A 12,454-nucleotide genomic window follows, 5' to 3' on the forward strand; every position below is an offset into this window, starting at 1 on the left:
GCAAGGGGGCGTTTTTCGTTTCCGGTCAGGCCGGACCCTCCTGCCCGCCATTGCGGACCGGGCCGAATGGATATCATCCGCTGTAGTCGTCGGGGTGACGCAGGGAGCGGGGCAAGGGCTGGCAGATGGAGGCTGTGCACGAAACGAGGCAGGACGGTGGGCAGACCGCCTACCGGGCGTACCGTGATCGGATGCTGGAGGGTTGCCGGGGACGATCCGCGGGTGCGTTCCACGACGACATCGACGATGAGCGGACGGATGACCGGCCCGAAGCACCGCGCAACCGCATCCGTGGCTTCCGCATCGCAGTGGCCGATGCGCTGCGCGGGCAAGACCGGACTGTGGTCACCGAGGAAGACATGGCGCGCCGTGCGCTGGGCATTCCGGCGGACATCGCGCTGCATCCTGGCAAGGGCCGCGGGTGGCCGCTTCTGGTGCAGGTGTTCATGCCGTTCCCGTGGGTGCTCAGGTACGTGCGACACGCGCTGTCGCGGATCCGGACGTTCGAGGGCCGCCAGTACGTGTACTGCCAGTTCCACGCACGGCTGTTCCTGCATGCGGAAGCACGCATGTACAGCCGCAGCCTGGACATCGCCCTGCGCCGCTTCGAAGCCACGTCGTGGGAAGAACTGCGGGCGCTGCAGCTGCGGGATGCCGGCTGGCTCATCGCTGCCCATCGCCTGGGCCTCCGTCGGCTGACGGACCTCGACCGGTGTGCTGGACGGTCTGAAGCGCCTGGATGGTTTGCGCGGTGGATGGTGGATGAAGGCATCATCCAGCACAAGGAAGAGCTGCAGTGGCTGCAGTCCGCGCACACCGCGCACAGGGCATGGAGCGTCGGCTGGCGGCCGCGGCGAACGCAGCGCGAGCCGGTGCGTTCCGTTGTGCGCCAGCTGATGCTTGCGGGCGTTGCGCGGCCGCACCTGGCGCGCCTTCATGATGTCGACCTGGAAGAATCTGATGCGGCGCGTCTGGCCGCGAATCTGACACTGCTGGCCGGTGCCGGCATTGCGCCGGTGCACGAGGTATTCGATTCTGCACGTTATCTGTTGTGGCGCACGCCGACGAAGACGTGGGCCTGGGTGCTGGGGGCAGCCGGCGCATGCACACCGGCAGATATCCACACGCTGCGCGGCTACTTGGGGTTTCATGCTCCACCCCCTGACTGGATCGCCCATCATCTGATCGCACGTGGTGCAGGCCTTGATGCACTTGCCACTTGCTGTCGGTTGCTGGCCGAGCTGAGCGATGATGCCCCGGCCGAAGATGTGGAGGCCGCCATCGACCTTCTCCTGGCAGCACCTCATTGCCTCGACTTCACGCAGTTGGGCGCCTGCGGCCAGTATCTGCGACGGCCCGACCGGCTGGATCGATTCCTGCAGGTGCTGGTTCGCCATGATCTCGGTGCAGCGGGCCACGTTGTTGCGTTCCAGGCCTGCTATCGCGTCGGTGACGCCGATCGCCTGGACGCGTGGTTGACCCTCATTGCGGGGCGCACAGCGGGCATGGACGTCGATGTCCTGGTCGAATGGGTGGGTCGAATGCTTGCACAGGGGAGCCTGGACGCATTCCAGTACCTGCATTCGGCCATTGCGCCTGCTGATTTTGCAGAGCTGCGGAAGCTGGAAGTGCTGGCGTCCCTCGGTCCGGGACTGCTGCGTTACCTGGTTGAAGACAAAGGCCTGGATTCGGTAAAAGCGCTGCGCGACTGGTACTTCGCTACCCGGGGCCTGCACGGGGTGACCTGGTGGGGCGGCAGCGATCCCGAACTGTGTCGGCTGCTGGCGGATGACGCCTTCCAGCGCCACAACTTCGGCTTCATGATGCAGAACCATCGATGCGTCCTGGAGGTGGTCGAACGACGGGCACACCAGGTGGTTCCGCGCCCGCAGAGAAACGTCGATGCAGATGCCATGGCGCGCTACTACGATGCGCTGGCCACGCGGCGTCGCGAAGAGATGGCGCGCCTCCTGCCGCAGTTGCCCGCGATGCTGGAGGGAACCGGCGGACTTCTGCTCGCATCGGTCCTTCGCGCAGGCGGAACGTCGATGAAAGCACTGCAGGACAGGCTGGCCCGGTTACAGCCCGCGGTCGAGCAGTTGCTGGCCGGGCAGGGAGCAACGTCAGCCGAGCTGGACGAGGTGGATGCGGAGCTCATTTCGATGGTCTACCGCACGTCCGTCGATGTCGTCCGTGGAAGTTGGGCGGCGGCACGCGGATTCCAGTCGCACCTGGATGGATGGAGGCTGGAGCCGTTCCATCCGATGGCCTGGCAACGCTCGATCAGAAAACGCACAGGCGTGCTGGAGCGCAGCAGCTTGCTGGCACTGAAACGCGCCAGCGAACATGCGACGCGGTTCCAGCACGGCCCGGATGAGGGGCCGCGAACGTTCCGTGACCTGCGATCGAAGCGGTTGCTGGATCCCGCGCGGGATCCGTGGTCGGTCTCCGCCCATCTCGGCCTGCTGCTGGCTGCCGCAGGCAATGATCCGGAGATCCTCCAGTGGCGGCGCAGCACCTTCAGCGAGGTCGCCAGCATGCCGGAGGACGGTGCGCAGACCAGCGCGTACCTGGAGCAGCTGGATCGGTTGTTCAACAGCGCATTGCCGGATGCCCTCGACGAACATGCTCAGCGTTTTCTGCATAGCCTCGCTCCCGATGACGCCAGGCAGCTGCTGCAGCGGCTGCTGCCGCCATCGCCGTCCGCTGACAGCACGGTACCGGTCATGTCACTGGATCAGGCCTTCGCGCAGATGCGCAAGAACGTTCTGGATGTGTGCGTGCGCTGGGTGAAGCGCGAGAAGGGCAGGTATGGCCGCCCGGACCCTTCCGGATCGTGCACGCATCTGCATGCGACGTTGACCAAGCACCCGGCGGCGTACTTCGCCAAGCATGCCGCCAATCTATGCTCACGCGATCGCGTTGCGATGTGGCAGGAGGCGCGCCACGCCCACCTGGTCGTATTCGATCCGAGGCAGCGACGATTGGCGGGCATGGCCATGGTGAACATCGAGGTCGTGCCGTCCCTGCACGCTTCCGGGAGCTGCCTCATCATCCGCGCGATCAATCCCATGGAAGACATGCTTGCGACGCATTGTCTCCGGTCCATCGTGGAGTCCTTCCTGGACATCGCCATCCAGATCGCAGAACGCAACGACCTGGTTGCGGTACTGATGCCCTGGCACAACGGGGCGCATCTGTTGTCGAACCTTCCCGGGATCGAGAAGTACCTCGAGAAGCAGTACCTGCAGAAGGCCCAGACGGCATCTGCCGACCGGTCTGGCGAGCTGATGGCCAGTGACGACCTGCGCCGCCGGCCCCGCAAGGTGAAGGCCAGATTCTCGGCATTCGAGCAGGGAATGGAGATCGTCGGAACGCTGTATGCGATCTGGCAGCGGGCCCCGGTGGACCAAGCCGCGCGTCGCACGCCATCGGAAGACGGTTGACGGCGTGAAGGAACTTCGACACAATGGCGCTCCTTCGACGCAGGTCGAAGAATCTGCGGGAATAGCTCAGTTGGTAGAGCGCAACCTTGCCAAGGTTGAGGTCGCGAGTTCGAGTCTCGTTTCCCGCTCCAGATTCTACAGGGCCCCGGTTGGGGCCTTGTTTTTCTCCCGCCCTTGGCAAGGCGGGGCCCGTTGAGCCACAAGGCTTTTCGCGCAGTCAGAAAAGTGAAATCAGGTGTGAAATCGCTGGTGTGAGTTCCGGGCTTCCGGTATCATGACAGCCTATGCGGGAATAGCTCAGTTGGTAGAGCGCAACCTTGCCAAGGTTGAGGTCGCGAGTTCGAGTCTCGTTTCCCGCTCCATGTTCCGACAGGCCCCATCGCGGGGTTTTGTCATGTCAGGGGCTCCATTCCTGGCGCGCAGTACGTTGGCCTCATGGCAGAGTGGCTATGCACCGGATTGCAAATCCGTTTACAGCGGTTCGATTCCGCTTGAGGCCTCCAATTGAAAAGCCCTGACTTCGGTCAGGGCTTTTTTTTTGCGCCGTCATCCTGCGCTGCCAAACGTGCCTGACGTCCCAGTCTCAGCCGCCTACGACATGGGAAGGGGGTATGGTCAGTGCAGAGGCCTTCGGGCGCGGCAATGGCAGGCAGGGAGACTATGGCGCGTGGCGGACAGGCGGTGGATCGGCAATGAGCAAACCCACAACGGAAGTACGCTGGCTGACATTCCGGCTGATGAACGGACAATCGATCGGACCGGAGCGCCTGCGCGATGGCTGGAGCACCGCTTCGGAAACCCGCCACTGCGGGGTCCGGCGCGAGGCCATCGAGGGGGCTGGTGTGGTCTACGCGCTGTACGGGCCTGCCAACCTGGCATCGCCGCGTCGTGCCGAGATGCGCATGCGTGAGTTCCTGATGAGCAGCGGCTACACCTTCACCATGGGTACGCTGGGCGGCTAGCGCATCGCGGCAGCCTTCAGGGCCGCGACCACCTGTTCTCTGGAGAAGCCACAGTGGCCCGTGCCTGCTGCGGGCAGTACGCGCGGCAACGGCGTCGCGCCCGCATGCGCGGCCAGTTGCGGGTAGCGCTCCTGCATGCGCGGTGCGATGGTGGGATCGTCGTTGTTGAACTGGATCACCAGCGGCCGCTTCAGCGCCCCGGTCAATCCGAGTGTTTCGCGCACACGCGCCTGTGCTGCGGGAACGGCAGCGATGCGCTGCACCCCTGCATTGAACGCGACGTCATCGCCGAATCCACGATAGACGACGCCGATGTTGCCGACTGGCATGCCGCCGCTGCGCTTGGCCAGTTCGTGCAGGACCAGGGCGTGCAGGCTGATCGTTCCGGGCAGCGCATCGGACGCGACCTGCAACTGTGTGGCCAGCAGCGCAGCGGAGTGCGGCGCGCGTTGCAGGGCGTTGGCGATGCCTTGGTACAGCTCGCCCTGTGGTACCGAAGCGGCTTCGCTGGATGCCAGGCCAGCAGCAGGCAGTCCTTCGGCATGCGGGAAGAAGTAGTCGAACGCGACCACGGTGGTGAGCAGGTCGCCGGCCAGCTGCTCGCCTGACAGGTTGGCGCCGCATAGCGAAACACCACCGGCGTAGTGGGCCGGATGCCGTTCGAGACTGGCTACGGTCACCGCACCGCCCATCGAAAAACCGAGCAGCCAGGTGTGGCGCACGCCCTTCAAACCGGCCAGCGTGTGCTGACGCAGGCGTTCCACATCGTTGATGGCATCGGCCACCGCCCACCCCTGGCTCGCGTAGGCGCTCTGTGCGACCGCGTAGCCGGCCGCCAGCAGAGGTGCGGTTGCCTCGTTGGCGGCCATCGGCGATTCGCGTGGCGTGCCCACCGGCTCGTAACCGTGCGCCAGCATCACCAGATCGCCGTTCCAGTCCGCAGGGATGTCCAGGCGCCACGGCGCACCCTGCAGCTCGCCACTGAGCATGCGTGGCGGGGCGGGCGGCGCCGCCAGCAGCGGAACGGAAGGCAACGCCAGGGCCAGTGCCAGGGTCAGTCGGAGAAGGGCGCGCATCGTGTTCATCCGGGCAGGTGATACGCCGAGCATAGAACCGGCCGCGGTGCCGTGCCCGCTGCAATGCGTCAGGTCAGGGGGCCATCACCGGCCCGCCGCAGGCGACGCGGTGCATCGGAAAATCCATGGCCTGTGCCGGATCGTCCTGTGCGATCTCGATACGTGCGTGCAGGCGCTGCCCAGTGATGCGGCGATAGGTGATCCGTTGCGGGAAATCATTGGCCGGATTCTCGAAGACGACCTCGTCGGCCTCCACCCGGACGGCACTGAAATCAGTAGCGTTGCGGCCGGAGGGCAGCGCGGTGAACACCAGCCGCCCATCGTCGTGCTGGCGCAGCTGCATGAACTCGAAACCCACGGTGCGCCCGTCGCGCAGGCTGCGGCTGCTGCCGAACATCGTTCCGCCGGCCACGGTGGACCACTGCTCACCGGCTCCAGGTGGCTGCCCGTCCAGCTGCCAGCAGCCGGAGAGCCAGCCGAGCTGTTCAATGTCTGCGGTTGCAGCGGCGTGCGCATGGGCGGCGAAAAGCAGCAGAGGCAACACGGCGCGGGCGATCCGGTTCGACATCGTGGGCTCCATGCGCGGGACGGTGGCCCCTGTATAGCGCCGCGCAGCGCCGGCGGCCAGCGCCGCACGCAATGACGTCGAATTCGATACGATCTGCGGGTTCCTCCCCCTTCTGCTTGCCCTGGAGTCCGACATGGTGGATCGCCTTGCCGTCCTGCTTGAGCGTTTCGCGGTCACTGCGTCGGTCTTCCACGCCGGTGCACTGTGCGGCATCAACAGCCTGGAAGGGGAGGACGAAGCCGGCCAGCTGCATCTGGTACGGCGTGGACCGGTGCAGGTCAGCCATGGACAACAGACCGTGCAGGTCGAGGTGCCCAGCTTGCTGCTGTACCCGAGGCCGATGCCCCACCGTTTCCAGACCGACCCGCACCTCGGCGCCGACATGGCCTGCGCCAACCTGCATTTCGAAGGCGGCCGGCTCAATCCGATCAGTGCCGCATTGCCTGATTTCATCTGCCTGCCACTGGCGGACCTGCACGGCAGCGATGCGGTGCTGGAATTGCTGTTCGAGGAGGCGTTCGAGCAGCGTTGTGGCCGTGCGGCAATGGTCAATCGTCTGTTCGAGGTGGTGATGATCCAGGTGCTGCGGCAGCTGATGGAAGGCGGTGAGATGCGCGGCGGTCTGTTTGCTGGCCTCGGTCATCCGCGCCTGCGTCTGGCATTGGTCGCGATGCACGAGGCGCCGTCGCAGGCATGGACGCTGGAAGACCTTGCCGACGTCGCAGGAATGTCGCGCAGCGTATTCGCGGCGAGCTTCCGTGAGGCGATGGGCACCACCCCCGGCCAGTACCTGCAGGGCTGGCGCGTAGGCCTGGCGCAGCAGGCCCTGCGCCAGGGCCGACCGCTGAAGCGGATTGCCGACGAGGTGGGCTACGGCAGTGAAGCGGCGCTTTCGCGTGCGTTCAAGGCGCACACCGGGCAATCGCCCCGGCAGTGGCGGGGGCAGGTGCGGACCTCCGCGGCCTGAGCGTTCAGCCCAGCGCGAGGCGGGCCAGCTTCATGCCCACGAACAGGCCGGCCAGTCCCAGTGCGATCGATCCCCCTGCATACAGCGCGGCCAGTCCGTGCTGCCCCCGTTGCAGCAGCAGGCCGATCTCCAGCGAATAGGTGGAGAAGGTGGTGTAGCCGCCCAGGATGCCCGTGGTCAGCAGCAGCCGCAGCTGCGGCGATGCGCCGTTGCGCAGGGCGAAGGCCTCGACGACCGCCCCCATCAGCAGGGCGCCGCTGATGTTGACCAGGAAGGTGGACCAGGGCCATGGACTGCCGACGGCGAACCGCGTGCCGATCAGGTTGCAGGCATGACGCAGGCAGGCGCCGGCGCCGCCTCCCAGGAAGACCAGGACGTAATTGTTCAGTGCTTGCATGGCGGGCCTCGAGTACGTGTTCGCAGATGCGGAGGCGAACGCGATGGCGGGCACGGCCTGCCATCGACGAACGCCCGGTTCGTCACAGCAGGAGCCATCAGCCATGCCTGGCGGTTATCGGGGGAGCCCCATCCCCATCGGTCCCCATGCTACCAGCGCCGACCCGGTCAGGGCAGGGAGGTCATCACCACGCGCGCCACCCTGCTGCGGCTGACGCCATCCATCAACAGTTCAAATGCCAGCAGATCCAGTGCCGCGTGGCGCCGGTGGTCGATCTCCAGGCCCTTCTCGGCGACCAGCACGCTCACCAGTTCATAGGCATCCTGCCAGACATCCAGGTGTGCTTCGCTGGGCATGTAATAGCTGGTGCGTTCGCCGACGCCCCGCCCGTGGATGCCGTACAGCAGTTCGCGTGCATCCAGCTTGGCTGCGTCGGCGATCCGGAACAGCTGTTCGGCCTTCACATGTGAGGGGCTGACGTGGTCGTTGAGCCAGTTGCTGATGGTCGCCGTCGTTGAAGCGGCGGCGCGGGCCAGATCGGCCGGGCGTGGGTGCCCGGCTTTCTTCATGGCAATGGCGAGTCGTTGGCCGAGAGTATTCATCTATGCAAGCCAGCTTAACGCGTGGAAGCGAAAGAATCCTTGCCGCAAGAATAAGTCTGGTTAACGACAGGACCGACCATGACCGATTTCTGGAGCAAACGGCAGGTGCGCACGCGCCTGGGATTCCAGACCGACGCCGAGCTGGCGCAGTTCTTTGGCATAACGCGATCCGCTGTGTCGCAATGGCCCCAGGAAGCGCCCATTCCTCCATTGCGACAGTTCATCCTCCACCAGCGCCATCCCGACCTGTTCCCTTGGGCTGAGGCCTCTGAAGACGAATCAAGCTAGGTTGCGTCTGTAAATGTCGTATTTAGCACGCTTTGCGGTATGTGTTAAGCATGCTTATCAATATAGGGAAAATTGATCGAAACCCGCGTTGCGATTGATCGCGCCACGAAGCTGCCCTGGCGACGGAGGCACCACGGCGTCGGGATCGGCCCCTTCTTTTGCCTGTGCCGATCACAGACCGTTATGTGAACGATTAATAATTTCAATCGAAAAAGTCGCTGCATGTAATTGACCTGTCGTGAAATCTGTGACTAATTGAGGTCAACCGGTCGTGAAGCCCGGGAGTCTTTCAGCACGCAAGTGAGTCGGTAGACCGTCAACGATGCAGGACAAGTCCAACGGAGGTCGTATGGAATACGGCATGCATGGCTTGGCTGAACGGGTACGCCGCGAACTGGAAGCCAGCTATCACAAACACGGATGCGGCCCTGCCTTCTGGGACACGTACCAGCAGGTGCTGGACCGCCTGGTCCCGCAGGGGACCGAGCGCACGGAAGTGACCAATGAAATGGCGCTGATCATCGAGCAGCTCGGAATCGTACGGCGTGCCCAGCTGGTGCCTCCGCACGCCAACGGGTCACGCTGATTCAGAGCAGGTGCCAGGCGCCTGCGGCGAGCAGCGCCAGCAGCAATGACGCCAGGACCACGGTCCGCGGTCGCCACCCGCGTCGCGGCTGCCCTGCCATCGTCTGCGGGCTGCAGTAGCGGATCAGTCCCGGGCCGAAACCGGCCCGGGACTGTTGCTGCTCGCAGGCATCCAGGCAGGCGCCGCACGCCAGGCAGTCGGCCTGCGGGCCCTGGCGGATGTCGAGCTGCATCGGGCAGGCGTGGAGACAGGCCGCGCAATCGGTGCAGTCGCCGAGGCGGTCGGCGCTGAAGGTCGGCATGGGGCCGGCCAGCCATGGGTGCGCGGCGCGGAACACGTAGTCCTGCGCGGAGGTCGGATCGAGCAGGCCGCGACCGCGGCCGATCACGCCGCCAAGGCCAGCGGGCCGGGGCCCGCGGGGTTCGCCGCGGCGCGCGTCATACAGCATCCGGGGGGTCTGCGGGTCGACCAGCAATGGCTGCGCGCGCGCGAAGGGGCACAGCGAACGGCAGACCTGCTCCCGCAGGAAGCCGGCGTTGCCCCATGTGGCTGCCGCGTAGAACAGGACCCAGAAGGTTTCCCAGCCACTCCAGCCGCCCTGGACACTGGCGGTGACGAGGCCGGTGATCGGGCTGAACAATCCCACGAAGGTGATGCCGGTCCATAGCGACAGCAATAACCATGCGGCCTGCGTGGCAGGACGCGCCAGGGCGCGTGGCAGGCGTTGGGCAAGAAAGCTGTCGATCAGGCTGAAGGCGTAGCTCCACACCGTCTGCGGGCAGGCATGGCCACACCAGATGCGGCCGGCGAGGTGGGTCAACAGCGCCAGTGCCATCGCCAGCGCCAGCAGCAGGCCCAGCAGCAGGCCAACGTCGTCGGGCCACAGGGTCCAGCCGAACAGGTCGAAGCGACGTGCGTCCAGGTCCAGCAGCAGCGCCTGGCGGCCGTCCCAGCGCAACCAGGGCAGCCCAAGGAAGCCAACCAGCACACCGAGCCGCAGTGCGCCACGCCATCGCCACGGTGGGGAAGGGGGCCTTAGTGCGTTCATCCCAGAGGCAGCTCATCATCTGCGTCTGCCGGCATCGGCCGCAGCAGATATCCGGTGATCGCGCTGGACAGCGCCGTCACCGCCCAGAACATGAAGAAGCCGACCGTGTAGCCGAGTTCGCGACTGATCGCCGTGCCCGGAAAACTGATGGCCTGAAGGCGCAACGGGTCGACGAAAGCGAAGAACACCACGCTGGCCAGCCCGGCGGCGATGAAACTGGGCCAGAGGATGGCGCCCCAATGCTGGATCAGGCGCTGACGCGGGGACGAAGTGGGTGTATTCATGCGGTCGCGGGTCGGGAAGGGGGCGGCGCGTATACTCCGCCATGGCTGGCGCAGCATCCGCAGGGCATGTTTCCTGCAGGCATGTCAGCCTAGGCGCGCACACGCGCGCCGACATTGATCTGGATCAACGGCGGTGCCGGCCGGTTGGCGCACCCTGCCGGCAATCGCCTGGTGCCTCTGATGAACGCTACGCCATCACTCGTCCCTCCTGTCGCCTCGCCCGCGCTGTGTACCGAAGAGGACGTGACCCGTCTGGTCCACGACTTCTATGCACGCGTGCGTGAGGAGGAGCGTCTGGGCCCCGTGTTCGACGCGCATGTGCACGATTGGCCCGGGCATCTGGCGCAACTGGTGGATTTCTGGTCCGCAATGCTCAGGGGAACGCGTCGCTTCAAGGGATCGCCCATGTCCAAGCACATGGCCATCGCCCTGGACAAGGACCTGTTCGACCGCTGGCTCGCGCTGTTCCGGCGCACCACCGCCGAATGCGGCAATCCACCGATGCAGGCGCTGGCCGATGATGTGGCCGCGCGCATTGCGGAAACGTTCTGGCGCCGGTACCAGATGCTGCGCTGGCCGCAGGTGGCGCTGCCGGTGCTGGGCGTTCCTGCGCGGGATTGATCTGGGTCAAGGCGGCACTGACTGTCCGGCGCGATGCTGGCGGCATGGACACGTTCTCTCCGGCTGCCGGCGGCCTGGCCTGGACCTTCGACCCCGATCTGCTGCGCCGGCATGACCGGCCCGGACCGCGCTACACCTCGTATCCGACCGCTCCGCACTTCCACGACGGTTTCGGCGCGCCCGCACTGCGCCAGGCGATCGCGGACAGCGACCTGCTGGCGCGCGCGCTGTCGCTGTACGTGCATGTCCCGTTCTGCTCCAGCCCGTGCTTCTACTGCGGCTGCAACCGGGTGATCACCCGTGATCGAAGCCGTGGCCACAGCTACGTCTCACGGGTCCTGGCCGAGGCCGATCTGTTGGCGCCGCAGTTCCAGAAGGGCCGTGAGGTGATCCAGCTGCACCTGGGGGGCGGAACGCCGAATTTCCTGGACGCCGAGGCAATGACCACGCTGATCGACGGCCTTCGCCGGCGTTTCGACTTCAGCTGCTCGGCCGAGCGCGATTTCTCGATCGAGCTTGATCCACGCTTCATCGAAACGCGTGACGTGGCGATGCTGGCACGGCTGGGCTTCAATCGCGCCAGCCTGGGCGTGCAGGACTTCGATCCCTCGGTCCAGGCGTCGATCAACCGTGTGCAGGGTGTGCAGCAGACCCTGGAGATCCTGCGTGCCTGTCGTGACAGCGGCATGCGATCGGTCAACGTGGATCTCATCTACGGGCTGCCGGGACAAAGCCAGGAAGGATTCGGCCGCACCCTCGAGCAGGTGCTTGCGCTGCGGCCGGACCGACTGGCGGTGTATGGCTACGCGCACCTTCCGCATCTGTTCCGCGCGCAGCGGCAGATAGACGAGCGCGCGCTGCCCTCCCCGGAGGACAAGCTTGCGCTGCTGGGACTTGCCGTGCAGCAGCTGTCCGCAGCGGGCTACCAGTACATCGGCATGGATCATTTCGCGCTGCCGGAAGAGGATCTTTCGCGCGCCCAGCGCGCTGGCCAGCTGCATCGCAACTTCATGGGCTACACCACCCATGCCGATACCGACCTGCTGGGCCTCGGCGTCAGCGCGATCAGTCATATCGGCGCGACCTACAGCCAGAACCCACGCGACCTGCCGTCCTGGGAGAGTGCGGTCGATCAGGGCCAGCTGCCGGTCTGGCGTGGTGTGGCGCTCAGCGCCGACGATCAGCTGCGCGCAGACCTGATCCAGCAGCTGATGTGCCAGGGAGAGGTCGACGGACGCGCGCTCGGCGATCGCCACGGCATCGTGTTCGACGACTACTTCGCCGAGGACCTGTGTGCCGTGCAACGGCTGCAGGACGATGGCCTGGTCGAGTATCGCGATGGCGTGGTCCGTGCCAGCGAACGCGGCCGGCCGCTTCTGCGCCTGCTGGCGATGTGCTTCGATCCCCACATGCGTGCAGCGCACGAGCAGCCGCGCTATTCGCGCGCGATCTGAAGTGGTTGGGAGGTTCACGCCACTGCGTGTCGCAAACAGCCCGAAAGCCCTGGTGCCCGGAGCCGGAATCGAACCGGCATGACCTTGCGGTCGGCGGATTTTAAGTCCGATGCGTCTACCAGTTTCGCCATCCGGGCCTGCAGTGCGGCGCCGAT

13 protein-coding genes, 4 tRNA genes and 1 riboswitch are annotated in these 12,454 nt (G+C 65.6%); of the genes, 10 read left to right on the forward strand and 7 right to left on the reverse strand.

Annotated elements, in window-relative coordinates; genetic code table 11:
- Window positions 1-884 precede the first annotated feature (884 nt).
- The 5 genes from ACVOMM_RS04185 (at window position 885) to ACVOMM_RS04205 (ending at window position 4,408) form a co-directional block, all read left to right on the forward strand.
- Window positions 885-3,446 (forward strand): hypothetical protein, encoded by a 2,562-nt coding sequence (locus tag ACVOMM_RS04185; protein ID WP_481525918.1) that lies wholly within the window; start codon window positions 885-887, stop codon window positions 3,444-3,446.
- Window positions 3,447-3,501: 55 nt separating this feature from the next.
- Window positions 3,502-3,577, forward strand: a tRNA-Gly gene (locus tag ACVOMM_RS04190).
- Window positions 3,578-3,732: 155 nt separating this feature from the next.
- Window positions 3,733-3,808: transfer RNA gene (locus tag ACVOMM_RS04195), tRNA-Gly, on the forward strand.
- A 67-nt stretch (window positions 3,809-3,875) separates the two neighbouring features.
- Window positions 3,876-3,949 (forward strand) — tRNA-Cys (locus ACVOMM_RS04200).
- 189 nt (window positions 3,950-4,138) lie between these two features.
- Window positions 4,139-4,408 carry a hypothetical protein gene (locus ACVOMM_RS04205; RefSeq protein ID WP_053520307.1) on the forward strand — a complete coding sequence of 90 codons (270 nt, stop codon included), beginning with the start codon at window positions 4,139-4,141 and terminating at the stop codon, window positions 4,406-4,408.
- Here the strand turns inward: ACVOMM_RS04205 and ACVOMM_RS04210 are convergent.
- Entirely contained in the window at window positions 4,405-5,484 is a 1,080-nt protein-coding gene (locus tag ACVOMM_RS04210; protein ID WP_459061812.1) for an alpha/beta hydrolase, read from the reverse strand. The two genes, ACVOMM_RS04205 and ACVOMM_RS04210, sit on opposite strands and share 4 nt — an antisense overlap.
- Window positions 5,485-5,557: 73 nt before the next feature.
- On the reverse strand, window positions 5,558-6,052 hold the full coding sequence (locus ACVOMM_RS04215; RefSeq protein WP_263177899.1) for a DUF6265 family protein: 495 nt from the start codon (window positions 6,050-6,052) through the stop codon (window positions 5,558-5,560).
- Window positions 6,053-6,185: 133 nt separating this feature from the next.
- Between ACVOMM_RS04215 and ACVOMM_RS04220 the strand changes: the two genes are divergently transcribed.
- A complete protein-coding gene (locus tag ACVOMM_RS04220; RefSeq protein WP_128989011.1) occupies window positions 6,186-7,019 on the forward strand; it encodes an AraC family transcriptional regulator in 834 nt (277 codons plus the stop codon).
- 4 nt (window positions 7,020-7,023) lie between these two features.
- Here the strand turns inward: ACVOMM_RS04220 and crcB are convergent, their stop codons facing one another.
- Both crcB and ACVOMM_RS04230 read right to left on the reverse strand, forming a co-directional pair.
- A complete protein-coding gene (gene crcB, locus ACVOMM_RS04225) occupies window positions 7,024-7,416 on the reverse strand; it encodes a fluoride efflux transporter CrcB (protein WP_053520303.1) in 393 nt (130 codons plus the stop codon).
- Between the two features lie 81 nt (window positions 7,417-7,497).
- A riboswitch (Fluoride riboswitch) is annotated at window positions 7,498-7,561 on the reverse strand.
- Window positions 7,562-7,583: 22 nt separating this feature from the next.
- Window positions 7,584-7,985, reverse strand: a complete 402-nt coding sequence (locus tag ACVOMM_RS04230; protein WP_053520302.1) for a hypothetical protein — start codon at window positions 7,983-7,985, stop codon at window positions 7,584-7,586.
- Between the two features lie 111 nt (window positions 7,986-8,096).
- Here ACVOMM_RS04230 and ACVOMM_RS04235 point away from each other — a divergent pair, with 111 nt between their 5' ends.
- Complete coding sequence (locus ACVOMM_RS04235; protein WP_053520301.1) at window positions 8,097-8,306, forward strand: helix-turn-helix domain-containing protein; 210 nt, start codon at window positions 8,097-8,099, stop codon at window positions 8,304-8,306.
- A gap of 349 nt (window positions 8,307-8,655) precedes the next feature.
- Window positions 8,656-8,892, forward strand: a complete 237-nt coding sequence (locus ACVOMM_RS04240; protein WP_019337197.1) for a hypothetical protein — start codon at window positions 8,656-8,658, stop codon at window positions 8,890-8,892.
- A 1-nt stretch (window position 8,893) separates the two neighbouring features.
- On the opposite strand, the gene ACVOMM_RS04245 is transcribed toward ACVOMM_RS04240, so the two are convergent.
- Window positions 8,894-9,940: a 4Fe-4S dicluster domain-containing protein gene (locus ACVOMM_RS04245; RefSeq protein ID WP_481525919.1), complete on the reverse strand. Its 1,047-nt coding sequence runs from the start codon at window positions 9,938-9,940 to the stop codon at window positions 8,894-8,896.
- Complete coding sequence (locus ACVOMM_RS04250) at window positions 9,937-10,224, reverse strand: hypothetical protein (RefSeq protein ID WP_053520310.1); 288 nt, start codon at window positions 10,222-10,224, stop codon at window positions 9,937-9,939. Before ACVOMM_RS04250 ends, ACVOMM_RS04245 begins: the two co-directional genes overlap by 4 nt.
- Before the next feature lie 180 nt (window positions 10,225-10,404).
- On the opposite strand from ACVOMM_RS04250, the gene ACVOMM_RS04255 reads away from it, so the two are divergent.
- Both ACVOMM_RS04255 and hemN read left to right on the forward strand, forming a co-directional pair.
- Window positions 10,405-10,845, forward strand: coding sequence for a group III truncated hemoglobin (locus ACVOMM_RS04255; protein ID WP_065175929.1), 441 nt, complete (start codon window positions 10,405-10,407; stop codon window positions 10,843-10,845).
- A 44-nt stretch (window positions 10,846-10,889) separates the two neighbouring features.
- Window positions 10,890-12,299 carry an oxygen-independent coproporphyrinogen III oxidase gene (gene hemN, locus ACVOMM_RS04260; RefSeq protein WP_481525920.1) on the forward strand — a complete coding sequence of 470 codons (1,410 nt, stop codon included), beginning with the start codon at window positions 10,890-10,892 and terminating at the stop codon, window positions 12,297-12,299.
- A gap of 50 nt (window positions 12,300-12,349) precedes the next feature.
- Here the strand turns inward: hemN and ACVOMM_RS04265 are convergent.
- Window positions 12,350-12,436 (reverse strand) — tRNA-Leu (locus ACVOMM_RS04265).
- Between the last annotated feature and the right edge of the window lie 18 nt (window positions 12,437-12,454).

The sequence above is a fragment of the Stenotrophomonas sp. STEN009 genome (assembly GCF_056760395.1).

What these genes read in the sequence shown, in the direction of transcription:
- ACVOMM_RS04205 (WP_053520307.1), top strand. Translation starts at nt 4,139, where the DNA reads ATGAGCAAACCCACAACGGAAGTACGCTGGCTGACATTCCGGCTGATG.
- ACVOMM_RS04210 (WP_459061812.1), bottom strand. Translation starts at nt 5,484, where the DNA reads ATGCGCGCCCTTCTCCGACTGACCCTGGCACTGGCCCTGGCGTTGCCT.
- ACVOMM_RS04215 (WP_263177899.1), bottom strand. Translation starts at nt 6,052, where the DNA reads ATGTCGAACCGGATCGCCCGCGCCGTGTTGCCTCTGCTGCTTTTCGCC.
- ACVOMM_RS04220 (WP_128989011.1), top strand. Translation starts at nt 6,186, where the DNA reads ATGGTGGATCGCCTTGCCGTCCTGCTTGAGCGTTTCGCGGTCACTGCG.
- crcB (WP_053520303.1), bottom strand. Translation starts at nt 7,416, where the DNA reads ATGCAAGCACTGAACAATTACGTCCTGGTCTTCCTGGGAGGCGGCGCC.
- ACVOMM_RS04230 (WP_053520302.1), bottom strand. Translation starts at nt 7,985, where the DNA reads ATGAAGAAAGCCGGGCACCCACGCCCGGCCGATCTGGCCCGCGCCGCC.
- ACVOMM_RS04235 (WP_053520301.1), top strand. Translation starts at nt 8,097, where the DNA reads ATGACCGATTTCTGGAGCAAACGGCAGGTGCGCACGCGCCTGGGATTC.
- ACVOMM_RS04240 (WP_019337197.1), top strand. Translation starts at nt 8,656, where the DNA reads ATGGAATACGGCATGCATGGCTTGGCTGAACGGGTACGCCGCGAACTG.
- ACVOMM_RS04245 (WP_481525919.1), bottom strand. Translation starts at nt 9,940, where the DNA reads ATGAACGCACTAAGGCCCCCTTCCCCACCGTGGCGATGGCGTGGCGCA.
- ACVOMM_RS04250 (WP_053520310.1), bottom strand. Translation starts at nt 10,224, where the DNA reads ATGAATACACCCACTTCGTCCCCGCGTCAGCGCCTGATCCAGCATTGG.
- ACVOMM_RS04255 (WP_065175929.1), top strand. Translation starts at nt 10,405, where the DNA reads ATGAACGCTACGCCATCACTCGTCCCTCCTGTCGCCTCGCCCGCGCTG.
- hemN (WP_481525920.1), top strand. Translation starts at nt 10,890, where the DNA reads ATGGACACGTTCTCTCCGGCTGCCGGCGGCCTGGCCTGGACCTTCGAC.